This is a genomic window from Pseudomonas persica (genome assembly GCF_900291015.1).
Taxonomy (GTDB): domain Bacteria; phylum Pseudomonadota; class Gammaproteobacteria; order Pseudomonadales; family Pseudomonadaceae; genus Aquipseudomonas.
On the sequence record NZ_OLKL01000039.1, the window covers coordinates 181,514 to 203,724 of the forward strand.

The 22,211-nt window shown below is 63.9% G+C and carries 22 protein-coding genes; 13 read left to right on the forward strand and 9 right to left on the reverse strand.

Going from position 1 to position 22,211, the window contains the following annotated elements:
• The first annotated feature begins 103 nt into the window (after positions 1-103).
• Genes nuoG through nuoN form a run of 8 tightly spaced genes read left to right on the forward strand, consistent with a single transcriptional unit; the run spans position 104 to position 10,105 of the window.
• Positions 104-2,818 (forward strand): NADH-quinone oxidoreductase subunit NuoG, encoded by a 2,715-nt coding sequence (nuoG, locus tag FQ664_RS19170; protein WP_144174116.1) that lies wholly within the window; start codon positions 104-106, stop codon positions 2,816-2,818.
• Complete coding sequence (nuoH, locus tag FQ664_RS19175; RefSeq protein ID WP_003251440.1) at positions 2,815-3,822, forward strand: NADH-quinone oxidoreductase subunit NuoH; 1,008 nt, start codon at positions 2,815-2,817, stop codon at positions 3,820-3,822. Before nuoG ends, nuoH begins: the two co-directional genes overlap by 4 nt.
• A gap of 11 nt (positions 3,823-3,833) precedes the next feature.
• Complete coding sequence (gene nuoI / locus FQ664_RS19180; protein ID WP_003251442.1) at positions 3,834-4,382, forward strand: NADH-quinone oxidoreductase subunit NuoI; 549 nt, start codon at positions 3,834-3,836, stop codon at positions 4,380-4,382.
• Positions 4,383-4,392: 10 nt separating this feature from the next.
• Positions 4,393-4,893, forward strand: coding sequence for an NADH-quinone oxidoreductase subunit J (gene nuoJ / locus FQ664_RS19185; protein WP_144174118.1), 501 nt, complete (start codon positions 4,393-4,395; stop codon positions 4,891-4,893).
• Between the two features lie 3 nt (positions 4,894-4,896).
• Complete coding sequence (nuoK, locus tag FQ664_RS19190) at positions 4,897-5,205, forward strand: NADH-quinone oxidoreductase subunit NuoK (protein ID WP_008096201.1); 309 nt, start codon at positions 4,897-4,899, stop codon at positions 5,203-5,205.
• Entirely contained in the window at positions 5,202-7,055 is a 1,854-nt protein-coding gene (gene nuoL, locus FQ664_RS19195; protein WP_144174120.1) for an NADH-quinone oxidoreductase subunit L, read from the forward strand. Before nuoK ends, nuoL begins: the two co-directional genes overlap by 4 nt.
• 40 nt (positions 7,056-7,095) lie before the next feature.
• Positions 7,096-8,628, forward strand: a complete 1,533-nt coding sequence (gene nuoM, locus FQ664_RS19200) for an NADH-quinone oxidoreductase subunit M (protein WP_144174122.1) — start codon at positions 7,096-7,098, stop codon at positions 8,626-8,628.
• 7 nt (positions 8,629-8,635) lie between these two features.
• Positions 8,636-10,105, forward strand: coding sequence for an NADH-quinone oxidoreductase subunit NuoN (gene nuoN / locus FQ664_RS19205; RefSeq protein ID WP_085625354.1), 1,470 nt, complete (start codon positions 8,636-8,638; stop codon positions 10,103-10,105).
• Positions 10,106-10,184: 79 nt separating this feature from the next.
• On the opposite strand, the gene FQ664_RS19210 is transcribed toward nuoN, so the two are convergent.
• The gene (locus FQ664_RS19210; RefSeq protein WP_144174123.1) at positions 10,185-10,448 is read right to left on the reverse strand and encodes an Ogr/Delta-like zinc finger protein; all 264 of its coding nucleotides are present in this window, start codon (positions 10,446-10,448) and stop codon (positions 10,185-10,187) included.
• 201 nt (positions 10,449-10,649) lie between these two features.
• Between FQ664_RS19210 and FQ664_RS19215 the strand changes: the two genes are divergently transcribed.
• Positions 10,650-11,042, forward strand: coding sequence for a helix-turn-helix domain-containing protein (locus FQ664_RS19215; RefSeq protein WP_144174124.1), 393 nt, complete (start codon positions 10,650-10,652; stop codon positions 11,040-11,042).
• Here FQ664_RS19215 and FQ664_RS19220 read toward each other — a convergent pair.
• The 3 genes from FQ664_RS19220 to FQ664_RS19230 are packed head-to-tail and all read right to left on the reverse strand — an operon-like array spanning position 11,039 to position 12,001.
• On the reverse strand, positions 11,039-11,401 hold the full coding sequence (locus tag FQ664_RS19220; protein ID WP_144174125.1) for a hypothetical protein: 363 nt from the start codon (positions 11,399-11,401) through the stop codon (positions 11,039-11,041). The two genes, FQ664_RS19215 and FQ664_RS19220, sit on opposite strands and share 4 nt — an antisense overlap.
• Positions 11,394-11,741 carry a head completion/stabilization protein gene (locus FQ664_RS19225; RefSeq protein WP_144174126.1) on the reverse strand — a complete coding sequence of 116 codons (348 nt, stop codon included), beginning with the start codon at positions 11,739-11,741 and terminating at the stop codon, positions 11,394-11,396. Before FQ664_RS19225 ends, FQ664_RS19220 begins: the two co-directional genes overlap by 8 nt.
• 11 nt (positions 11,742-11,752) lie before the next feature.
• Positions 11,753-12,001, reverse strand: a complete 249-nt coding sequence (locus FQ664_RS19230; RefSeq protein WP_144174127.1) for a response regulator transcription factor — start codon at positions 11,999-12,001, stop codon at positions 11,753-11,755.
• A 220-nt stretch (positions 12,002-12,221) separates the two neighbouring features.
• Between FQ664_RS19230 and FQ664_RS19235 the strand changes: the two genes are divergently transcribed.
• Positions 12,222-14,294, forward strand: a complete 2,073-nt coding sequence (locus FQ664_RS19235) for a TonB-dependent receptor family protein (protein ID WP_144174128.1) — start codon at positions 12,222-12,224, stop codon at positions 14,292-14,294.
• 112 nt (positions 14,295-14,406) lie between these two features.
• Here the strand turns inward: FQ664_RS19235 and chrR are convergent, their stop codons facing one another.
• On the reverse strand, positions 14,407-14,964 hold the full coding sequence (chrR, locus tag FQ664_RS19240) for a class I chromate reductase ChrR (protein WP_144174129.1): 558 nt from the start codon (positions 14,962-14,964) through the stop codon (positions 14,407-14,409).
• Positions 14,965-15,121: 157 nt separating this feature from the next.
• On the opposite strand from chrR, the gene FQ664_RS19245 reads away from it, so the two are divergent.
• Positions 15,122-15,340, forward strand: a complete 219-nt coding sequence (locus FQ664_RS19245) for a hypothetical protein (RefSeq protein WP_144174131.1) — start codon at positions 15,122-15,124, stop codon at positions 15,338-15,340.
• On the opposite strand, the gene FQ664_RS19250 is transcribed toward FQ664_RS19245, so the two are convergent.
• From FQ664_RS19250 to FQ664_RS19265, 4 genes are all read right to left on the reverse strand, one after another.
• Complete coding sequence (locus FQ664_RS19250) at positions 15,324-17,573, reverse strand: Orn/Lys/Arg family decarboxylase (RefSeq protein WP_144174164.1); 2,250 nt, start codon at positions 17,571-17,573, stop codon at positions 15,324-15,326. The two genes, FQ664_RS19245 and FQ664_RS19250, sit on opposite strands and share 17 nt — an antisense overlap.
• A gap of 173 nt (positions 17,574-17,746) precedes the next feature.
• Positions 17,747-18,505 carry a DNA polymerase III subunit epsilon gene (gene dnaQ / locus FQ664_RS19255; RefSeq protein ID WP_144174132.1) on the reverse strand — a complete coding sequence of 253 codons (759 nt, stop codon included), beginning with the start codon at positions 18,503-18,505 and terminating at the stop codon, positions 17,747-17,749.
• A gap of 51 nt (positions 18,506-18,556) precedes the next feature.
• Positions 18,557-19,003 carry a ribonuclease HI gene (gene rnhA / locus FQ664_RS19260; protein ID WP_144174133.1) on the reverse strand — a complete coding sequence of 149 codons (447 nt, stop codon included), beginning with the start codon at positions 19,001-19,003 and terminating at the stop codon, positions 18,557-18,559.
• Positions 19,004-19,016: 13 nt separating this feature from the next.
• A complete protein-coding gene (locus FQ664_RS19265) occupies positions 19,017-19,790 on the reverse strand; it encodes a class I SAM-dependent methyltransferase (RefSeq protein ID WP_144174134.1) in 774 nt (257 codons plus the stop codon).
• Between the two features lie 85 nt (positions 19,791-19,875).
• On the opposite strand from FQ664_RS19265, the gene gloB reads away from it, so the two are divergent.
• Together gloB and FQ664_RS19275 are read left to right on the forward strand one after the other, a co-directional pair.
• Positions 19,876-20,655 (forward strand): hydroxyacylglutathione hydrolase, encoded by a 780-nt coding sequence (gene gloB / locus FQ664_RS19270; protein WP_144174135.1) that lies wholly within the window; start codon positions 19,876-19,878, stop codon positions 20,653-20,655.
• Positions 20,656-20,755: 100 nt separating this feature from the next.
• Positions 20,756-22,186: a lytic transglycosylase domain-containing protein gene (locus FQ664_RS19275; protein WP_144174136.1), complete on the forward strand. Its 1,431-nt coding sequence runs from the start codon at positions 20,756-20,758 to the stop codon at positions 22,184-22,186.
• The last annotated feature ends 25 nt before the right edge of the window (positions 22,187-22,211 follow it).

A 22,211-nucleotide genomic window follows, 5' to 3' on the forward strand; every position in this document is an offset into this window, starting at 1 on the left:
CTCGCCAGCTTGCCGGCAGGCCCGAGAAATCGTGGCGTGTCGCAAGCTCACCGATTTCCATTAGCCACGCCCGCTCACGCGGGCCAACGAAGAACTTTGAACAATGGCCACTATCCACGTAGACGGCAAAGCGCTCGAAGTCAACGGTGCAGACAACCTGTTACAGGCCTGTCTGTCGCTCGGCCTCGACATCCCTTATTTCTGCTGGCACCCGGCGCTTGGTAGCGTTGGCGCCTGCCGGCAGTGCGCGGTCAAGCAGTACACCGACGAGAACGACACCCGCGGTCGTATCGTCATGTCCTGCATGACCCCTGCCTCCGACGGCACCTGGATCTCCATCGACGATGAAGAGTCCAAGGCGTTCCGCGCCAGCGTCGTCGAATGGCTGATGACCAACCACCCGCACGACTGCCCGGTGTGCGAGGAAGGCGGTCACTGCCACCTGCAGGACATGACGGTAATGACCGGCCACAACGAGCGCCGCTACCGTTTCACCAAGCGTACCCACCAGAACCAGGACCTCGGCCCGTTCATCGCCCATGAGATGAACCGCTGCATCGCCTGCTACCGCTGCGTGCGCTACTACAAGGACTATGCCGGTGGTACCGACCTGGGCGTGTACGGCGCCCACGACAACGTGTACTTCGGCCGCGTCGAAGACGGTGTGCTGGAAAGCGAATTCTCCGGCAACCTGACCGAGGTCTGCCCGACCGGCGTGTTCACCGACAAGACCCACTCCGAGCGCTACAACCGCAAGTGGGACATGCAGTTCGCCCCGAGCATCTGCCACGGCTGCTCCAGCGGCTGCAACATCAGCCCGGGCGAGCGCTACGGCGAACTGCGCCGGGTCGAAAACCGCTTCAACGGTTCGGTCAACCAGTACTTCCTGTGCGACCGTGGCCGCTTCGGCTACGGCTACGTCAACCGCAAGGATCGCCCGCGTCAGCCACAGCTGGCCGACGGCACCAAGCTGGGCCTGGACGCTGCCCTGGACAAGGCCGCCGACCTGCTGCGCGGCCGCACCATCGTCGGTATCGGCTCGCCGCGCGCCAGCCTGGAAAGCAACTACGGCCTGCGTGAGCTGGTCGGTGCCGAGTACTTCTACTCGGGTATGGAAGCCGGCGAACTGGCCCGCGTACGCCTGGCCCTGAACGTGCTGAACAACAGCCCGCTGCCGGTTCCGACCCTGCGCGACATCGAAGACCACGACGCCGTGTTCGTGCTCGGTGAAGACCTCACCCAGACCGCTGCCCGCATTGCCCTGGCCGTGCGCCAGGCCACCAAGGGCAAGGCCGAGGCCATGGCCGAAGCGATGAAAGTGCAGCCGTGGCTCGACGCCGCCGTGAAGAACATCGGCCAGCACGCACTGTACCCGCTGTTCATCGCTTCGCTGGCTGAAACCAAGCTGGACGACGTCGCCGAAGAATGCGTGCACGCCGCCCCGGCCGACCTGGCCCGCATCGGCTTCGCCGTGGCCCACGCCATCGACCCGAGCGCCCCTGCCGTCGAAGGCCTGGACGCCGAAGCGCAAGCCCTGGCCCAGCGCATCGCCGACGCCCTGGTCGCCGCCAAGCGCCCACTGGTTGTATCCGGTACCTCGCTGGCCGACCCGGCGCTGATCGAAGCCGCCGCCAACATCGCCAAGGCGCTGAAGCTGCGCGAGAAGAACGGCTCGCTGAGCCTGGTGGTGCCTGAAGCCAACAGCCTTGGCCTGGCCATGCTTGGTGGCGAATCGGTCGACGCAGCACTGGACGCGGTCATCAGCGGCAAGGCCGATGCCATCGTCGTACTGGAAAACGACCTGTACACCCGCGTACCGGCTGCCAAGGTCGACGCTGCCCTGGCTGCGGCCAAGGTAGTGATCGTCGCCGACCACTCGAAAACCCCGACGGTCGACCGCGCCCACCTGGTGCTGCCGGCTGCCTCGTTCGCCGAAGGCGACGGCACCCTGGTCAGCCAGGAAGGCCGTGCCCAGCGCTTCTTCCAGGTGTTCGACCCGCAGTACCTGGACAGCAGCATCCTGGTCCACGAAGGCTGGCGCTGGATGCACGCCCTGCGTGCCACCCTGCTGAACAAACCGGTCGACTGGACCCAGCTGGACCACGTCACCAGCGCCTGCGCCGAAGCCGCCCCGCAACTGGCCGGCATCGTCAACGCAGCGCCGTCCGCCGCGTTCCGCATCAAGGGCATGAAACTGGCCCGTGAGCCGCTGCGCTACTCCGGCCGTACCGCCATGCGCGCCAACATCAGCGTGCACGAGCCGCGTACCCCGCAAGACAAGGACACCGCGTTCGCCTTCTCCATGGAAGGCTACTCGGGCTCTGCCGAACCGCGCCAGCAGGTGCCGTTCGCCTGGTCGCCGGGCTGGAACTCGCCGCAAGCCTGGAACAAGTTCCAGGACGAGGTCGGTGGCCATCTGCGTGCCGGTGACCCGGGCGTACGCCTGATCGAATCGCAAGGCGACCGCCTGCACTGGTTCAACGCCATTCCGGGCGCCTTCAACCCGGCCCGTGGCAGCTGGACTGCCGTGCCGTTCTTCCACCTGTTCGGCAGCGAAGAAAGCTCCTCGCGCGCCGCCCCGGTGCAAGAGCGCATCCCGGCAGCCTATGTGGCCCTGGCCAAGTCCGAAGCCGACCGCCTGGGCGTCAACGACGGTGCCCTGCTGAGCCTGAACGTGGCCGGTGTGGCCCTGCGCCTGCCGCTGCGTATCAATGAAGAGCTGGGCGCTGGCCTGGTCGCGTTGCCGAAAGGCCTGGCCGGCATTCCGCCTGCCATCTTCGGTGCATCCGTCGAAGGTCTGCAGGAGGCAGCACAATGAGCTGGTTCACCCCCGAAGTGATCGATGTGATCCTCACCGTGCTGCGGGCCATCGTGGTCCTGCTGGCGGTGGTGGTCTGCGGCGCACTGCTCAGCTTCGTCGAGCGCCGCCTGCTGGGCTGGTGGCAGGACCGTTACGGTCCGAACCGCGTCGGCCCGTTCGGCATGTTCCAGATCGCTGCCGATATGCTGAAGATGTTCTTCAAGGAAGACTGGAACCCACCCTTCGTCGACCGCGTGATCTTCACCCTGGCACCGGTAGTGGCCATGAGCGCCCTGCTGATCGCCTTCGTGGTCATCCCGATCACCCCGACCTGGGGCGTTGCCGACCTGAACATCGGCCTGCTGTTCTTCTTCGCCATGGCCGGCCTGTCGGTCTACGCGGTACTGTTCGCCGGCTGGTCGTCGAACAACAAGTACGCCCTGCTGGGCAGCTTGCGTGCCTCGGCACAGACCGTGTCGTACGAAGTGTTCCTGGGCCTGGCGCTGATGGGCGTGGTGGTGCAGGTGGGCTCGTTCAACATGCGCGACATCGTTGAATACCAGGCGCAGAACCTGTGGTTCATCATTCCGCAGTTCTTCGGCTTCTGTACCTTCTTCATCGCTGGCGTCGCCGTGACTCACCGTCACCCGTTCGACCAGCCAGAAGCAGAGCAGGAACTGGCCGACGGCTACCACATCGAGTATGCCGGCATGAAATGGGGCATGTTCTTCGTTGGTGAGTACATCGGCATCATCCTCATCTCGGCGCTGCTGGTAACCCTGTTCTTCGGCGGCTGGCACGGCCCGTTCGGCATCCTGCCGCAACTGTCGTTCCTGTGGTTCGCACTGAAGACCGCGTTCTTCATCATGCTGTTCATCCTGCTGCGCGCCTCGATTCCGCGCCCACGTTATGACCAGGTGATGGACTTCAGCTGGAAGTTCTGCCTGCCGCTGACCCTGATCAATTTGCTGGTGACCGCTGCGATCGTGCTCTACAACACGCCAGCCGTCGCGGCCCAGTGAGGATTTGACCCATGTTCAAGTATATCGGCGACATCGTTAAGGGCACCGGCACCCAGCTGCGCAGCCTGGCAATGGTGTTCTCCCACGGGTTCCGCAAGCGCGACACCCTGCAGTACCCCGAAGAACCCGTGTACCTGCCGCCGCGCTACCGCGGCCGCATCGTCCTCACCCGCGACCCCGACGGCGAAGAGCGCTGCGTAGCGTGCAACCTCTGCGCGGTGGCCTGCCCGGTTGGCTGCATCTCGCTGCAGAAGGCCGAGACCGAGGACGGCCGCTGGTACCCGGAGTTCTTCCGCATCAACTTCTCGCGCTGCATCTTCTGCGGCCTGTGTGAAGAAGCGTGCCCGACCACCGCGATCCAGCTGACTCCGGATTTCGAAATGGCCGAGTTCAAGCGTCAGGACCTGGTGTACGAGAAAGAAGATCTGCTGATCTCCGGCCCCGGCAAGAACCCTGACTACAACTTCTACCGTGTTGCCGGTATGGCGATCGCTGGCAAGCCAAAGGGCTCTGCACAGAACGAAGCCGAGCCGATCAACGTGAAGAGCTTGCTCCCATAAGGACAGAAAGATGGAATTCGCTTTCTACTTCGCATCCGGGATCGCCGTGGTCTCCACCCTTCGGGTGGTGACCGGCACCAACCCCGTGCACGCCTTGCTTTACCTGATCATTTCGCTGATTTCCGTGGCCATGATCTTCTTCGCCCTGGGTGCGCCGTTCGCCGGCGCCCTGGAAGTGATCGCCTACGCCGGCGCCATCATGGTGCTGTTCGTGTTCGTGGTGATGATGCTCAACCTCGGGCCGGCTTCGGTCGCCCAGGAACGGGGCTGGCTCAAGCCCGGTATCTGGGCGGGGCCGGTGATCCTCGCTGCCCTGCTGCTGCTGGAGCTGCTGTACGTGCTGTTCGTCACCCCGAGCGGCGCCGGCATCAGCGGTACCACCGTGGGCCCGAAAGCAGTCGGCATCAGCCTGTTCGGCCCCTACCTGCTGGTGGTCGAACTGGCGTCGATGCTGCTGCTGGCCGCGGCCGTCACCGCCTTCCACCTGGGCCGCAACGAGGCGAAGGAGTAAATCATGGGTGCTATCCCTCTCGAGCATGGTCTGGCAGTCGCCGGCATCCTGTTCTGCTTAGGTCTGGTTGGCCTGATGGTCCGCCGCAACATTCTCTTCGTGCTCATGAGCCTGGAAGTCATGATGAACGCCTCTGCCCTGGCGTTCATCGTCGCCGGTGCCCGTTGGGTCCAGCCCGACGGCCAGGTGATGTTCATTCTGGTGATCAGCCTGGCAGCCGCCGAGGCCAGTATTGGCCTGGCCATCCTGCTGCAGCTGTATCGCCGCTTCCACACTCTCGACATCGATGCTGCCAGTGAGATGCGCGGATGAACCTTCTCTTCCTGACTTTCGTCTTCCCCCTCGTCGGCTTCCTGCTGCTGTCGTTCGCGCGCGGGCGGTTCTCGGAGAACCTGTCGGCCCTGATCGGCGTCGGCTCGGTAGGCCTTTCGGCCGCCACCGCCGCCTACGTCATCTGGCAATTCAACGTCGCCCCGCCTGAAGGCGGCGCGTACAGCCAGCTGCTGTGGCAGTGGATGTCGGTGGACGGCTTCGCGCCGAACTTCACCCTGTACCTGGACGGCCTGTCGGTCACCATGCTCGGCGTGGTCACCGGTGTCGGCTTCCTGATCCACCTGTTCGCCTCCTGGTACATGCGTGGCGAAGCCGGCTACTCGCGCTTCTTCGCGTACACCAACCTGTTCATCGCCAGCATGCTGTTCCTGGTGCTGGGCGACAACCTGCTGTTCATCTACTTCGGCTGGGAAGGCGTGGGCCTGTGCTCGTACCTGTTGATCGGTTTCTACTACAGCAACCGCAACAACGGTAACGCGGCACTCAAGGCGTTCATCGTCACCCGTATCGGCGACGTGTTCATGGCCATCGGCCTGTTCATCCTGTTCGTCCAGCTGGGTACCCTGAACGTGCAGGAACTGCTGGTGCTGGCCCCGCAGAAATTCCAGGCTGGCGACACCTGGATGGTCCTGGCAACGCTGATGCTGCTGGGTGGTGCGGTCGGTAAATCGGCCCAGCTGCCACTGCAGACCTGGCTGGCCGACGCAATGGCCGGCCCGACCCCGGTCTCCGCGCTGATCCACGCAGCAACCATGGTGACCGCGGGTGTGTACCTGATCGCCCGTACCAATGGCCTGTTCCTGCTGGCGCCGGACATCCTGCACCTGGTAGGCGTGGTCGGTGGCGTGACCCTGGTACTGGCCGGCTTCGCCGCGCTGGTGCAGACCGACATCAAGCGTATCCTCGCCTACTCGACCATGAGCCAGATCGGCTACATGTTCCTGGCCCTGGGCGTTGGCGCCTGGGACGCGGCGATCTTCCACCTGATGACCCACGCTTTCTTCAAGGCCCTGCTGTTCCTTGCCTCCGGTGCGGTGATCGTTGCCTGCCACCACGAGCAGGACATCTTCAAGATGGGTGGCCTGTGGAAGAAACTGCCGCTGGCCTACGCCAGCTTCGTGGTTGGTGGCGCAGCCCTGGCTGCCCTGCCGATCGTCACCGTGGGCTTCTACTCCAAGGACGAGATCCTCTGGGAAGCCTTCGCCAGCGGCAACACCGGCCTGCTGTACGCCGGCCTGGTCGGTGCGTTCATGACCTCGCTGTACACCTTCCGCCTGATCTTCATCGCCTTCCACGGCGAAGCCAAGACCGAAGCCCACGCAGGCCACGGCATCAGCCACTGGCTGCCGCTGGGCGTGCTGATCGTGCTGTCGACCTTCGTCGGCGCCTGGATCACCCCGCCGCTGGCAGGTGTACTGCCTGAAAGCGCCGGCCACGCCGGTGGCGAAGCCAAGCACGCGCTGGAGATGACCTCGGGTGCCATCGCCATCGCCGGTATCCTGCTGTCGGCCCTGCTGTTCCTGGGCAAGCGCCGCTTCGTCAGCGCCGTGGCCAACAGCGGCATCGGTCGTGTCCTGTCGGCCTGGTGGTTCGCTGCCTGGGGCTTCGACTGGATCTACGACAAGCTCTTCGTCAAACCGTACCTGCTGATCAGCCACATCCTGCGCAAGGACCCGGTTGACCGCACCATTGGCCTGATTCCCCGGATGGCGCGTGGCGGCCACGTCGCCATGAGCAAGACCGAGACTGGCCAACTGCGCTGGTACACCGCCTCTATCGCCGTGGGTGCCGTGCTGGTGCTCGGTGCCGTGGTAGTGGCTGCGGTATGACTATGAATCTTGCGACTTTGCCAAAGGAAACCAACCCGTCATGATTTTGCCTTGGCTGATCCTGATCCCCTTCATCGGCGGCTTCCTGTGCTGGCTGGGTGAGCGCTTCGGCGCCACCCTGCCGCGCTGGATCGCGCTGCTGACCATGTCCCTGCTGCTCGGCATCGGCCTGTGGCTGTGGGCTCACGGCGACTACACCCTCGCCCCTGCTCCGGGCGCCGAACCGGCCTGGGCCCTGGAATACAAAATCCAGTGGATCCAGCGCTTCGGCATCAGCATCCACCTGGCCCTCGACGGCCTGTCGCTGCTGATGATCCTGCTCACCGGCCTGCTCGGTGTGCTGTCGGTACTGTGCTCCTGGAAAGAAATCCAGCGTCACGTCGGCTTCTTCCACCTCAACCTGATGTGGATCCTCGGCGGCGTGGTCGGTGTGTTCCTGGCCCTGGACCTGTTCCTGTTCTTCTTCTTCTGGGAAATGATGCTGGTGCCGATGTATTTCCTCATCGCGCTCTGGGGTCACAGCTCCTCGGACGGCAAGAAGACCCGGATCTACGCCGCTACCAAGTTCTTCATCTTCACCCAGGCCAGCGGCCTGATCATGCTGGTGGCGATCCTTGGCCTGGTACTGGTCAACTACAACACCACCGGCGTACTCACCTTCAACTACAGCGACCTACTCAAGGCCGAGCTGCCGGCTGGCGTGGAATACGTGCTGATGCTGGGCTTCTTCATCGCCTTCGCGGTGAAACTGCCGGTAGTGCCGTTCCACTCCTGGCTGCCTGACGCTCACGCCCAGGCACCGACCGCAGGTTCCGTGGACCTGGCCGGTATCTTGCTGAAGACTGCGGCCTACGGCCTGCTGCGCTTCGCCCTGCCGCTGTTCCCGAACGCTTCGGCCGAGTTCGCGCCAATCGCCATGACCCTGGGCCTGATCGGCATCTTCTACGGTGCCTTCCTGGCCTTCGCGCAAACCGACATCAAGCGCCTGGTCGCCTTCTCCAGCGTCTCGCACATGGGCTTCGTGCTGATCGGTATCTACTCCGGCAGCCAGCAGGCCCTGCAAGGCGCGGTGATCCAGATGCTGGCCCACGGCCTGTCGGCTGCCGCGCTGTTCATCCTGGCCGGCCAGCTGTACGAGCGCCTGCACACCCGTGACATGCGCCAGATGGGTGGCCTGTGGCACCGCATCGCCTACCTGCCGGCCATCAGCCTGTTCTTCGCCGCCGCCTCCCTGGGCCTGCCCGGTACCGGCAACTTCGTCGGCGAGTTCCTGATCCTGATCGGCAGCTTCGCCAGCGTGCCGTGGATCACCGTGATCGCCACCACTGGCCTGGTATTCGGTTCGGTGTACTCGCTGATCATGATCCACCGCGCCTACTTCGGCCCGGCCAAGACCGAGGCCGTGCTGGCCGGCATGGACGGTCGCGAGCTGATCATGGTCCTGGGTCTGGCAGTACTGCTGATCCTGCTGGGCGTGTATCCGCAGCCGTTCCTCGATACCTCTGCCGCCACCATGAGTGGTGTGCAGCAGTGGCTCGGTTCCGCTTTCACTCAACTCGCTTCGGCCCGGTAAGAGCGCTATGGAATTCACCACTCAACACTTCATCGCATTGGCGCCGATGCTGATCACCACCATCACCACGGTGGTGGTGATGCTGGCGATCGCCTGGAAGCGCAACCACTCGCAGACCTTCCTGCTGTCCACCGTGGGCCTCAACCTGGCCCTGCTGTCGATCCTGCCGGCGTTGAAGGTTGCGCCGCTGGCGGTCACCTCGCTGGTCACCATCGACAAGTTCGCCTGCCTGTACATGGCGATCATGCTGGTGGCGACGCTGGCCTGCGTCACCCTTGCCCACGCCTACCTCGGCGAAGGCTCCAAGGGTTTCCCGGGCAACCGTGAAGAACTGTACCTGCTGCTGCTGATGTCGGCCCTCGGTGGCCTGGTGCTGGTCAGCGCCAACCACCTGGCTGGCCTGTTCATCGGCCTGGAGCTGCTGTCGGTGCCGGTCTACGGCCTGGTGGCGTATGCCTTCTTCAACAAGCGCTCGCTGGAAGCCGGCATCAAGTACATGGTGCTGTCGGCTGCAGGCTCGGCCTTCCTGCTGTTCGGCATGGCCCTGCTGTACGCCGACGCCGGCAGCCTCACCTTCGACCAGATCGGCAAGGCCCTGGCCGCTACCAGCATGCCAAGCCTGCTGGCCCAGCTGGGCCTGGCCATGATGCTGGTCGGCCTGGCCTTCAAGCTGTCGTTGGTACCGTTCCACCTGTGGACCCCGGACGTGTACGAGGGCGCCCCGGCACCGGTCGCCGCGTTCCTGGCCACCGCCAGCAAGGTCGCGGTATTCGCCGTGGTCGTGCGCCTGTTCATGCTCTCCCCTGCTGCCAGCAGCGGCGTGCTGAGCACCGTACTGGCGGTGATTGCCGTGGCCTCGATCCTGATCGGTAACCTGCTGGCACTGACCCAGAGCAACCTCAAGCGCCTGCTCGGTTACTCGTCCATCGCCCACTTCGGCTACCTGGTCATCGCCCTGGTCGCCAGCAAGGGCCTGGCCCTGGAAGCCATGGGCGTGTACCTGGTCACCTACGTGATCACCAGCCTGGGCGCCTTCGGTGTCATCACCCTGATGTCCTCGCCTTACGGCGGCCGTGACGCCGATGCACTGTACGAGTACCGTGGCCTGTTCTGGCGCCGTCCGTACCTGACCGCGGTACTGACCGTGATGATGCTGTCGCTGGCGGGTATCCCGCTGACCGCCGGCTTCATCGGCAAGTTCTACATCATCGCCACCGGCGTCGAGTCGCACCTGTGGTGGCTGGTCGGTGCCCTGGTGATCGGTAGCGCCATCGGCGTTTACTACTACCTGCGCGTCATGGTCACCCTGTACCTGGTCGAGCCGAACCTGCGTCGCCACGACGCCCCGCTGAAGTGGGAGCAGCGCACCGGCGGTGTCATGCTGCTGGCTATCGCCATTCTCGCCTTCGTGCTAGGTGTGTACCCGCAGCCGCTGCTGGAAATGGTCCAGCAAGCGGGCCTGCAACTGATCGGCTGATCGCCCCGGCAAAACAAGACACCCCGCTTATGCGGGGTGTTTTTTTATCTGCACGCTTTTTATCTGTGAGCATGAAGGCTCATTCAGCGGTGCTGTCCTGGGCGGCACTCGGCAGCGCTGCCTTACGCAAATCACCATTGGCCGAAGGCAGGTACACTTCCGGGTTGGGCATGCCACTGGGCGAGAGTTCATGGGTCATTTCGAACTCGGCGCGCACTGACCAGCCACATGCCTCGGTGGTGCATTGCAAATAGGCGATCCGCAGGAAAATATGGCGCCCTTCACTGGTGCGTATACGCATCCGGCTGCGGCAATGCGGGCAAACCAGCTTGTATGTACTCACGGCAAATACCTGCAAACATTGTTCAGGCCTACCTTCTGCGGGAATAGTCGTCCAGTTTTGTCAGTATTAGCTGCATATGTAGGTGTATTCTTCAGTCTGATGCTTTTCATTGCAGAAATGCTCCTTTAAAACGCAGGGCTGTATTCATAACGAGTAGTTTAAGCCCATGGAATATCATTAAACCAGTCATGGATATTTGTTATGAGTACCCACGTACTTGCTTCGGTACTGGCCAGGCTGAAGCTTCTCACCGCTACGCAATCTGATGCCGAGCTGTCCAGAGCACTGTCGATCAGCCCGCAAACGTTGAGCAGCTGGAAGGTGCGCGACAGCATTCCGTATTCGCTTTGCATAGATGTCGCCAGGCAGTATGCATGCTCACTCGACTGGCTTCTGCTGGGCGAACCCGAGCGTCATCGCACATGCCAGGACGAAGAAGGCTGGGAATGCGACATGCTCGCGCGGCTGCGCACCTTGTCGCTTGCCGATCGCCAAGCCGTTCTGCTGCTGGTCCAGGACAAGCAACGCATCCAGCAGCTGGAACGGCAATTGAGTGCGCTGAGCAGTCGCTTGCCCAATGCTGCCAGCGGCTAGCCCCGGCGGCGCCAGCGCTGGATGAGTTCGCGCGGGTCCAGCGTATCGAGCCAGACCATCACCTTGAGGCTGATGGGGATCACCACCACGGCAGCCACGAACGCCGCCATGCCACGGGTCAGCAAAGGCACCAGTGAGGAAACCAGCGGCTCGAACAGGTGGCCCACCCCCACGGTCACGAACACCAGCAACAGTTTCTTGCCCAGCGTCAGGCGCCTGGCCGCGTTGGTGATCAACCGGTCGCGCGCCGCACTCACCAGCAAAGCCCCCAGAAGTGCGGCGAACAGTACATTGCCATCCACGCCCAGCAACTCCACCAACGCCGGGGTCAGGCCGTCGAAAACAGATTCCTCAGCCATGGGCAGCCCCCCGGTGCGCAGTGGCCAGGTAGCCGGTCGAGCCCAGGTTATACATGACCGCGGCTTCGACAAAGCGGATGTAGCACACCCGCAATGCACGCCCCTGGTCATGCCCGGCCACATCCTCGAGGCGCTTGTAGCCCCGCTCTCGCAACACCGCGCGCCAGCGCGCGAATTCGCGTGCCGCGTCGATGGCAGCGCAGCGCGCGGCCACTTCCAGCGCGGCCTCACTGACAGGCCGCTGCAGGTTCAGGCGCTCACGCAGCCTGCCCAGGTCCAGCCGTGGCCAGAACGGGTCATGGCAATCGGCAAAGCGCGGTAACCGAGGATCGTTGCCCATGCTTCACCCCCTCACTGCTCGGCCAGCATGCCGTAGCGAATGGCCTTGATCACCGCAGCCACCCGGGTGGGCACATCGAACTTGCGCAGGATGTTCGAGACATGGAAGTTTACCGTCGACTCCTTGCAGGCCAGGATCTGGCCAATCTCCCACGAACTCTTGCCGTAGGCACACCACAGCAGCACTTGCCGTTCACGTGGTGTCAGGCGAACCGGGACGTCCGCCAGGGGTTGCTGCGAGTGTCGTGCGTTGTCAGTCATGTTTGAGCTCCACGGGTGATTGAGCGAGGCATCGCTGCCGGTCTGCAGTCACCTTACGAAGCCCGGGCCGCCCTGCTCCACCGCTGCGGCATGTAAAGAACTTTCGTACAAAACCGTCTGACGAAGGTTGCGCGAGATTTACCGACTTTCTTCGTGCTCCAAGCGGCATTTCGCTCGTCTCAACGCCGTTGTCCATTCGCCTTTCGCCCGGAGTCGTACAATGCGTTGCGTTTTGCCCCTACCGTCCTGCCTCGGCCTGCTGGCTGCTGTCGTGGCCACCCAGCCCGCCCTGGCGGCACCTTCGGTCGAGTTGGGTCAGGTGTTGATCACCGATGAGGAGCAGAACGACCTGACTGCAGCCAGCGAACGCCTGCGCGAAGTGCCAGGTGCCAGCAACCTGGTGGACATGCAACGCGTGGGGCAAGGCCGGGTGGCCAGCAACCAGGATGTACTGGCCTACCAGCCTGGAGTGTTCGCCCAATCGGCAGGCAACGATGGTATCAAGCTGTCGATCCGCGGTTCGGGCATCAACCGCGCCCCGGGGGCCCACGGTTCCGGGGTGTACACGCTGTTCGACGGCCTGCCCCTGACCGGCCCGGGCGGTACGCCCTACGAACTGTTCGAGCCGCTGTGGCTGAGCCGTGCCGAAGTGCTGCGCGGTGCCAATGGCTTCGACCAGGGTGCCCTCGCCCTTGGTGGTGCGATCAACTACGTTACCCACACCGGCTACGACGCCGCACCGCTGCAGGTGCGCTACGAAGTCGGCAGCCGCGGCTACCAGCACCGGCACATCAGCTCGGGGCAGGTGCTGGGCAACCTCGACTACTACGTGGCCTTGACCGATTCGGAATATGACGGCTACCAGGCGCATAGCAGCGGCAGTGCCAAGGGCGTTGCCGCCAATGTCGGCTACCGCTTCAACCCGAACCTGGAAACCCGCTTCTACCTGCGCTACCGGGAAACCGAGAACGAGCTGGCCGGGCGCCTGACCAAGGAGCAGATCAAGCACCATCCACGCGCGGCCAACCCGGCCTACCTGGCCCGCGACGACAGCCGGCCGCAACCGGGCAGTACCTGGATAGGCAACAAGACCACCTTCTACCTCGACGACGATGCGCGCCTGGAAGCCGGCCTGGTCTACCACGACTACCCGATGGACCTGCGCGAGGGCCCGATGCGCCTGAAGGTGGCCTATACCGATGTCAGCGGCACTTTGAACTACTTGCGCCGCGACACCTTGTTCGGCCACCAGAGCAAGACCACCGTCGGCTGGCGCACCACCAAGCACCTGCCCAACAGCGGTGCATCGCAGTTCGAACGCACGGGCGACGTGTTCGGCAAGCGTACCCGTGACTTCACCTACCAGGGCTCGGACACGGTGCTGCATGTGGGCAACGACCTGGAACTGGTCCCCGACCTGTGGCTGACCACAGGCCTGGCGATGATCTATACCCGCCGTGAAAGTGATGTCACTTACCCTGTCGAGGGCGGCAAGGTGAGCATGCATGACTGGGACTATGCGCCACGCCTGGGGCTGCGCTATGACATCAGCCCGGACCTGCAGGTATACGGCAACCTGAGCCGCTCGGTAGAGCCGCCACACCCGTGGTCGCTGATCTGGAGCTCGCCCAGTATAGGCGGCAAGCAGATCCAGCCGATCGAGATGCAGAACCAGACCGCCACTACCCTGGAGCTGGGCGCGCGTGGCGATTCGGCGCTTGGCCACTGGGACCTGGCCTGGTACTACTCGCAGGTGCGCCATGAACTGCTGGCCGTGGAAGTGGTGCCGAACTTCACCTCGGAGTTCAACGCCAGCCCCACCGTGCACCAGGGCGTGGAAGCCGGCCTGGACAGCACCCTGTGGGAGCACCCCGGTACTGGCAAGCTCAGCCTGCGCCAGACCTACACCTTCAGTGACTTCCACTACCGCGATGACGAGCAATTTGGCGACAACCGCCTGCCCGGCATCCCGATGCACTACTACCAGGCCGAGTTGCGCTACGACTGGCCGAGCGGGTTCTATGCCGGGGTGAATACGCAGATGGCGTCGAAGGTGCAGGTGGACTATGCCAACAGCTACCACGCCGATGAATACGCCTTGCTCGGCGCACGCCTGGGCTGGGATTCACCGAAGCAGGACTGGCAGACCTGGCTGGACCTGCGCAACCTGACCAACAAGCGCTATGCGGCGACGGTGACGCCCACCTACAACGATGCAGGCCTGGACAAAGCCCGCTCAACGCCGGGCGAAGGCTTTGCCGTGTATGCCGGGATTTCCTACAGCTTCCGCTAAACCCCTGGGGCCGCTGCGCGGCCCATCGCCGGCAAGCCAGCTCCCACACCGACCGCACCGTTCTCAAGGCCTGCGTAGTACCTGTGAGAGCTGGCACCTGACTGAACAGGCCTCAAACCGCCCTGTTCAACTTCACCCAGGAAGCGAACTTGTCGACAAACGCCTGCAGGAATGGCCGGGTCTTGTCGTTGAGCTTGCCCGAATCCTCGAACAGGCTCGCCGCACCGCCAATGTAGGCCTCGGGCATCTGCATGCACGGCATGTCCAGAAACACCAGCGACTGGCGCACGGCATGGTTGGCACCAAAGCCACCAATGGCCCCCGGCGACACACTGACCACCGCCGCCGGCTTGCCACTCCAGGCGCTTTGCCCGTAGGGCCGCGAGCCCACATCGATGGCATTTTTCAGGCCGCCAGGCACCGAGCGGTTGTACTCCGGGGTGACGAACAGCACCGCATCACTGCGGCGGATCTGGTCGCGAAAACGCTTCCACGCTTCCGGCGCTTCGGCCTCGACATCCTCGTTGTACAACGGCAAATCGCCGATCTCGACAATCTTCAGGGCAAGGCTGGACGGCGCCAGCTCCGAGAGCGCGCGGGCGACCTTACGGTTGTAGGAGTCCTTGCGCAAGCTACCGACGACTACCGCTACCGAATACACCTGGCTCATGGCAATTTCCAACCTTTGCTGGGTAAAGGGACGTTGTAGTTATAGATGACCGCTCCTCGGCGCTTTGGTTTTTTTTCCGCAGGGCGAAAACTTCCGAGGCTGTTCCACGGTCTATGCTTGCAGACATTTCCCACGTAATTCAGAGGTTTCCACCCAAATGGCAGCAGTAATGGTCGGCCAATTCCATGCCCGTGACGCCGAAGGCCGCATCTACCCCGTCCACGAGTTCCAGGAGTCGACCCTGCAACTCGACGGCAACACACTGGGCACCCCCATCACCACCTACCGCCTGGCCATCGGCGACAAGGTCAACCACCTGGGTGAAAACCGCTTCGAACTGGCGCGCAGCGGCGTCGAGATCATTCGCATTCCTTGATGCAGTCCACCGTGTAGCGGCCGCTTTCGTTCTGCAGACCGTGCACGTCGGCGACGAAACCCGGGAAGCCCTGATTGAAGGCCCGGGCGAATGCCAGATAATCGAGTATCGAGCGGGTCGCCTCGGTGAACCGCTCCCCCGGCATGATCAGCGGAATACCCGGCGGGTACGGTACCAGCATCACCGCCGCCACCCGTCCCGACAGCGCCTCGATCGGCACCGCCTCGACCTCGCCGCGGACCATCTGGTCATAGGCCCGCGCCGGGCTCACGGCCACCTCCGGCAAGCGCGTGAACAGCCGCTTCAGCTGCTTGGCCGTGGCATTGGTGCGGTAGCAGCCATGCAACTGCTCGCACAGGTCGCGCAGGCCCATGCCCTGGTAGCGTGAGGCATCGGCAGCCACCACACTCGGCAGGCAGTTGCTCAGGGCGGTATTACCGTCATAGTGGCGCTTGAACTCCAGCAACTCGGTGAGCAAGGTGCTCCACTTGCCCTTGGTGATGCCCATGGAGAACAGCACCAGGAAGCTGTACAGGCCGGATTTCTCCACCACCAGCCCCCGCTCCCAGAGGAACTTGCTGACCACTGCCGCCGGGATGCCATGCTCGCCCAGCGCACCGCCCGCGCTCAGGCCCGGCATTACCAGGGTCACCTTCAACGGGTCGAGCAGCACATAGTCGTCTACCACCTCGCCAAAGCCATGCCACTCCGCCCCCGGCTGCAGTAGCCAGTCCTGCACGGCCAGGCGGTGGATGCCTTCGGCGCTCGGCGGCTGCCAGATGCTGAACCACCAGTCGTCGGCGGCGATGTGCTCGCGCAGGTTAGCCAGGGCACGGCGAAAGCTCAGCGCCTCGTCGAACATTTCTTGCAGCAGCGAACGCCCGGCCGGCCCTTCCATCATGGCCGAGGCCACGTCCAGCGAGGCGAGGATGCTGTACTGCGGCGAGGTCGAGATGTGCATCATGAACGCTTCGTTGAAGCGGTCACGGTCCAGTTGGCGCCTGGCCCCGTCCTGCACATGAATCATCGAGGCCTGGCTGAACGCGGCCAGCAGCTTGTGGGTGGAATGGGTGCTGAACACCAGCGGGCTGTCTGCCGCGCAGGCCGTACCCATGGCATAGCGCCCGGTGAAAAACTCGTGGAACGCCGCATAGGCGAACCAGGCCTCGTCAAAATGCAGCACCTCGACACTGGCGCCCAGGGTCTGCTTGATCAGCCCGGCGTGGTAGCACAGGCCGTCGTAGGTGGAGTTGGTCACCACCGCCAGCTTGATACGCTGCCAGCGATCACGGGCAAGGGGGTTGGCCTGGATCTTCGCCTCGATCGCCTCGGGGCTGAACTCGCTGAGCGGGATCGGGCCGATGATGCCCAGCTCATTGCGCTCGGGGCACAGGTACAGCGGGATGGCGCCAGTCATGATGATCGCGTGCACCACCGATTTGTGGCAGTTGCGATCTACCAGCACCAGGTCGTCGCGGCCGACCATGGCGTGCCAGACGATCTTGTTGGCTGTGGAGGTGCCATTGATGACGAAGAAGGTGTGGTCGGCGCCGAAGTTGCGTGCGGCCCTGGCCTCTGCTTCGGCCAAGGGGCCGGTGTGATCGAGCAGCGAGCCCAGCTCTGGCACGGAAACGGACAGGTCCGAGCGCAGGGTGTTTTCCCCGAAGAACTGGTGAAAGGCCTGGCCCACAGGGCTTTTGCGGTAGGCCACGCCGCCGCCGTGGCCCGGGGTGTGCCAGGAATAGTTGGACTGCGCGGTGTGCTGCACCAGGGCCTTGAAGAACGGCGGCAGCAGGCCGTCGAGGTAGGTGTGTGCAGCACGCGCCACCTGGCGGGCGAGAAACGGCACGGTGTCTTCGAACAGGTAGAGGATGCCGCGCAGCTGGTTGAGCTCGCTCATGGCTTCGGCGGGGGCGTTTTCCAGGGTCACCTGTTCGCCCAGGGCGAAAATCGGCAGGTTGGGGGCGCGCAGGCGGGCCAGGCGGATCAGCTCGGCCATGTTCTGCAGCAGGTGGGTATTCTCGCCGACGCCCTCGGCGGCAATCAGCATGCAGGCCAGGCCGTGGTGGGTGGCGGCGACCAGGCAGGCCTCGGCATGGTCGGCGGCGGCGAGGATGGCAAAGCCGTCCTGACGCAGTTCCTCGGCAATGCCCCGCACGCGCTCGCCGGCGACGCTGTCGGCCTTGATGGCGCGGTGGACGATGAGGATGGGGAACTTGAGGTCCTTGTACATCAGGTGGCTACCTCCGAAGGACATGGCGTCCATTTCAGGGTAGTTGAGCCTTGTATTGCCTGTACTGGCCTCTTCGCGGGTAAACCCGCTCCCACTGCCTTCACTGCTATTGAGCTTTGCGCGGTACCTGTGGGAGCGGGTTCACCCGCGAAAGGGCCGGAACAGGCTGAAAATCAGCCAGCAGGTGTCTCGGTCAAGGCCTGCCACATAGATGGCCCACCCGCCGACTTGGCAATCGCCGCCAGACGCTCGGCATGCGCCTCCAGCTCTTCGGCGCTGGCCATGATCACCCGCCCCGCCGCTCGCCCGGTAATCCGGCGAATCTCGCTGCCACCCGTGCCGTGCCCGTCACCCTCTGCTTCCGCGCCATGCCCAGCCAGCGACAGGCTGGTCTGGCCACCGGTCATCGCCAGGTAGACGTCAGCCAGCAGTTCCGAGTCGAGCAATGCGCCGTGCAGTTCACGGCCCGAGTTGTCGATGTCGTAGCGTTTGCACAGCGCATCCAGGCTGTTGCGCTGTCCCGGGTGGCGCGCGCGCGCCAGCAGCAGGGTGTCGAGGATGGTGCAGTGCTGCGAAATGTCCGCGCGATCCTGCTGGCCCAGCAAGGCAAATTCGTTGTTGATGAAGCCAACGTCGAACGCCGCGTTGTGAATGACCAGCGTGGCGCCCTGGATGAACTCGAAGAACTCCTCGGCGACATCGCCAAAGCGCGGCTTGCCGACCAGGAAGGCATCGGTGATACCGTGGACGTTGATAGCGCCCTCGTCACTTTCGCGGTCCGGCTGCAGGTAGACGTGGAAGTGCCGCCCGGTCAGGCGCCGGCCGATGACCTCGACACAGCCGATCTCGATGATCCGGTGGCCTTCGCTGACCGGCATACCCGTGGTTTCGGTATCGAGAATGACGAACCGCTTATCTTGCTGCTGCTCCACGCAGGGCGCTCCAACTTGCATCAGTTACAAAGGCCGCAATTGTACCCCAGCTCAACGCCGGGCGCGCACCTCATCGACCCCACGGTTGGCCAGCTGGTCGGCGCGTTCGTTGCCGGGATGGCCGATATGGCCACGCACCCACTTCCAGGTCACTTTGTGGCGGTTGACCTGCTCATCCAGCTGCTGCCACAGGTCGGCGTTCTTCACCGGCTCCTTGGCCGCGGTTTTCCAACCGCGCTTCTTCCAGTTGGACATCCATTCATTGATGCCCTTCATCACGTACTGCGAGTCGGTGGTCAGCACCACTTCGCATTCACGCTTCAGCGCCATCAAGCCCTGGATCGCGGCCATCAGCTCCATGCGGTTGTTGGTGGTTTCGCGTTCGCCGCCCCACAGTTCCTTCTCGACGCCCTTGTAGATCATAAGGACGCCCCAGCCGCCTGGGCCAGGGTTGCCCTTGCAGGCACCATCGGTAAACATCTCGACGCTTTCGCTCATGTACCACTCATGTTCAGTGCTTTTCAGTATCCGGGTTGGTCGCCGTGCGGTTGACCTTGGCCAATGGCAATGGCAGCAACTTGCCCATCGGCTCGCGACGCTCCGGGCGCAACGGCCGCAGGCCCACCACCATCTTGCGCGCCACCAGCAGGTATACCCCGCCACCGGAACCCTGCCAGCCGCCGGCCAACCGCTCCCAGCCCGCCAGGCGTTGCTGCCAGGCCGGGGAGGCAAGCGGCGGACGATAGCACCCGAAGCGGCGTTTCTCCAGCGCGAAGCCCAGCAGGTTGAGCCAGTCCCCCACCCGCGACGGCGAGATGCAACGGGCCTTGCGCAAGGCGCCATGGCTGAAGAAATGGCGCATGCCCCAACTGCTCCACGGGTTGATGCCGACGATCAGCAGGTGCCCGCCAGGGCGCACGGCGCTGGCCGCCTCGCGCAGCAGGCCATGGGGCGACAGGCAGAAATCCAGGCCATGCTGCAGCACTACCACATCGGCGGCGTGCTCGCTTAGCGGCCAGGCCTGTTCCTCGCAGACAATCTCCACCCCCGGCAGCGGTGCACCAAGGCGCACGTTGCGCTGCACCTGGGGCGCGCTGGGCGGCGGCTCGGCGCAGGGGCCGTAATGCACAAGGTACCCCCCGAAGAAGCGCCCGAGCTCTTCTTCCAGCAGTTTTTCCTCCTCCTTGAGCATCAGTTGGCCGAGTGGGCCATTGAACCACTCACGGGCCAGGCTGATCAGCTCGACCCAGTCCGGGTCGGCCTGGGCAAAGGCTTGGTCGGTCATTGCGCTCTCCCTCGAAGGTTCTCGCACCGCGCCATCGCGGCTAAGATGCCCTCATGTGCCACGCTAGGCGAATCGGATCCGCACCATGATACAGATCGATGCTCTTCCCGCTTTCTCCGACAACTACATCTGGTTGTTACAGGATACTGCCAAACGCCGCTGCGCGGTGGTCGATCCGGGTGACGCCGGCCCAGTGGAACGCTGGCTGTCCGCCAACCCCGACTGGGTACTGAGCGACATCCTGGTCACCCACCACCACAACGACCACGTCGGCGGCGTGGAACGGCTCAAGCAACTGACCGGTGCGCGGGTCTGCGGCCCGGCCCACGAGCGCATTCCCTGCCGTGACCTGGCGCTGGACGAAGGCGACCAGGTGACCGTACTGGGCGTGACCTTCCAGGTGCTGGCCGTGCCCGGCCATACCCTGGGGCATATCGCCTTGTTCAGCGACCAGCCGGCGACGCCGCTGCTGTTCAGCGGCGATACCCTGTTCGCCGCCGGTTGCGGGCGCATGTTCGAGGGCACCGCGGAACAGATGCAGCCCGCCCTCGCCCGCCTGGCGGCCCTGCCAGAGCAGACCGAGGTGTACTGCGCCCACGAATACACCCTGAGCAACCTGCGTTTCGCCAAAGCGGTGGAACCCGGCAACCCGCACGTTCAGCAGCGGTTCGAGGACGTTACCCGTTTGCGTGCCGACAATCGCATCACCTTGCCTTCAACGATTGGCCTGGAGCGTCTGACCAACCCCTTTCTGCGCACCGCTGAAACATTAGTTAAACAAAAAGCAGACGAATGGAAGGGGCATTCAAACCCCTCGCATGTCGCTGTTTTTGCTGCCTTGAGGTCTTGGAAAGACACCTTCTGATAACCTCAAGATATATCGCAAGCGATGGTCAAAGGTTGACCAGGCCCGGAGCGGTTTCTAGAATCGCCGAAATTTTTCGCCCGGAAACCTGTGTCAGCCGATGTCTTCCCGTAGCCGCAGAACCTCTCATTCCGTCGCCCTGACGCGCCTGGCCCAAATCAGTGCGCTGGCCCTGGCCGCCACCCTGGTGGGCTGCCAGAGCACCCGTCAGCTCGACGAATCCGATAGCGTTCGCGCGCACAACTACCAGGCGCGGATCAAGCACAAGCCTTCACCGCTGCTGGTCAAGCCGACCGAGCAGGCACCACAGGACGTGTGGGAACGCATGCGCCAGGGCTTTGCCCTGCAGGACAACATCGACGTCAACCCGCGCATCGAGCAGCAACGCCTGTGGTTCGCCAGCAACCCAAGCTACATCGAAAGTGCCGGCGAGCGTGGCAGCCTCTACCTGCACTACATCGTCGAACGCCTCGAAGAGCGCGACATGCCGCTGGAGCTGGCCCTGCTGCCAGCCATCGAAAGCGCCTACAACCCGATGGCCTACTCGCGCGCCCATGCCGCGGGCATGTGGCAGTTCATTCCGTCCACCGGCCGCCACTTCAACCTGCGCCAGACCAACTTCTATGACGGGCGTCGCGACGTGACCGCCTCGACCAACGCCGCGCTGGACTACCTCAGCCGCCTGCACGACATGTTCAACGGTGACTGGCTGCTGGCCCTGGCTGCCTACAACGCCGGCGAAGGCACCGTCAGCCGCGCCATCGAGCGCAACGAACGACTCGGCCTGCCCACCGATTACTGGAACCTGCCGCTGCCGCAGGAAACCCGCGACTACGTGCCCAAGCTGCTGGCCCTGTCGCAGGTGGTGCTCACGCCGCAAGCCTATGGCGTGAACCTGAGCCCGATCGCCAACGAACCCTACTTCGAGGCGGTGGCCATCAACGACCGCCTCGACCTGTCGCGGGTAGCGGCCTTTGCCAACATCGACGAAGACGAGCTGATCCAGCTCAACCCGGCATTCAAGAAGCGCATGACCGTGGACGGTCCGCAACAGCTGTTGGTACCGACCGCCAAGGCGCAGCTGCTAAGCGACAGCCTGTCCAACCTCAAGCCCGAGCAACTGGTCAGCCTGCAGCCGAACAAGGCCGTGTTCGCCCGCGCCGTGGCCGAAGCCAAGGCGCCGGTGACGGCGCGCAGCTACCGGGTCAAGCGTGGCGACAACCTGGGCGCCATCGCCAAGGCCAACCGCGTTTCGGTCAAGGACATCAAGCGCTGGAACCGCCTCTCCGGCAACAGCGTGCGCGCTGGCCAGGTCCTGGCCCTGCGCGGTGGCAGCGCACCGAGCGCTGCTGGCAATCGGGTAGCCGCCTCCGGGCAGCGCTCCACGCAGTACAAGGTACGTAAAGGCGATTCGCTGTACCTGGTGGCCAAGCGCTTCAACGTCGAAATGAAGCACCTCAAGCGCTGGAACCCGCGTAGCGGCCATGCCCTGAAGCCAGGCCAGACGCTCACCGTCTACCTCTCGCATTGATACGAAGCCCGGGGCCTCTGTGCGG

What these genes read in the sequence shown, in the direction of transcription:
- FQ664_RS19245 (WP_144174131.1), top strand. Translation starts at nt 15,122, where the DNA reads ATGGCAGCAGTAATGGTCGGCCAATTCCATGCCCGTGACGCCGAAGGC.
- gloB (WP_144174135.1), top strand. Translation starts at nt 19,876, where the DNA reads ATGATACAGATCGATGCTCTTCCCGCTTTCTCCGACAACTACATCTGG.
- chrR (WP_144174129.1), bottom strand. Translation starts at nt 14,964, where the DNA reads ATGAGCCAGGTGTATTCGGTAGCGGTAGTCGTCGGTAGCTTGCGCAAG.
- nuoG (WP_144174116.1), top strand. Translation starts at nt 104, where the DNA reads ATGGCCACTATCCACGTAGACGGCAAAGCGCTCGAAGTCAACGGTGCA.
- FQ664_RS19225 (WP_144174126.1), bottom strand. Translation starts at nt 11,741, where the DNA reads ATGGGCAACGATCCTCGGTTACCGCGCTTTGCCGATTGCCATGACCCG.
- FQ664_RS19265 (WP_144174134.1), bottom strand. Translation starts at nt 19,790, where the DNA reads ATGACCGACCAAGCCTTTGCCCAGGCCGACCCGGACTGGGTCGAGCTG.
- nuoL (WP_144174120.1), top strand. Translation starts at nt 5,202, where the DNA reads ATGAACCTTCTCTTCCTGACTTTCGTCTTCCCCCTCGTCGGCTTCCTG.
- nuoM (WP_144174122.1), top strand. Translation starts at nt 7,096, where the DNA reads ATGATTTTGCCTTGGCTGATCCTGATCCCCTTCATCGGCGGCTTCCTG.
- FQ664_RS19220 (WP_144174125.1), bottom strand. Translation starts at nt 11,401, where the DNA reads ATGGCTGAGGAATCTGTTTTCGACGGCCTGACCCCGGCGTTGGTGGAG.
- FQ664_RS19275 (WP_144174136.1), top strand. Translation starts at nt 20,756, where the DNA reads ATGTCTTCCCGTAGCCGCAGAACCTCTCATTCCGTCGCCCTGACGCGC.
- nuoN (WP_085625354.1), top strand. Translation starts at nt 8,636, where the DNA reads ATGGAATTCACCACTCAACACTTCATCGCATTGGCGCCGATGCTGATC.
- nuoH (WP_003251440.1), top strand. Translation starts at nt 2,815, where the DNA reads ATGAGCTGGTTCACCCCCGAAGTGATCGATGTGATCCTCACCGTGCTG.
- FQ664_RS19215 (WP_144174124.1), top strand. Translation starts at nt 10,650, where the DNA reads ATGAGTACCCACGTACTTGCTTCGGTACTGGCCAGGCTGAAGCTTCTC.
- FQ664_RS19250 (WP_144174164.1), bottom strand. Translation starts at nt 17,573, where the DNA reads ATGTACAAGGACCTCAAGTTCCCCATCCTCATCGTCCACCGCGCCATC.
- FQ664_RS19230 (WP_144174127.1), bottom strand. Translation starts at nt 12,001, where the DNA reads ATGACTGACAACGCACGACACTCGCAGCAACCCCTGGCGGACGTCCCG.
- nuoJ (WP_144174118.1), top strand. Translation starts at nt 4,393, where the DNA reads ATGGAATTCGCTTTCTACTTCGCATCCGGGATCGCCGTGGTCTCCACC.
- nuoK (WP_008096201.1), top strand. Translation starts at nt 4,897, where the DNA reads ATGGGTGCTATCCCTCTCGAGCATGGTCTGGCAGTCGCCGGCATCCTG.
- rnhA (WP_144174133.1), bottom strand. Translation starts at nt 19,003, where the DNA reads ATGAGCGAAAGCGTCGAGATGTTTACCGATGGTGCCTGCAAGGGCAAC.
- FQ664_RS19235 (WP_144174128.1), top strand. Translation starts at nt 12,222, where the DNA reads ATGCGTTGCGTTTTGCCCCTACCGTCCTGCCTCGGCCTGCTGGCTGCT.
- nuoI (WP_003251442.1), top strand. Translation starts at nt 3,834, where the DNA reads ATGTTCAAGTATATCGGCGACATCGTTAAGGGCACCGGCACCCAGCTG.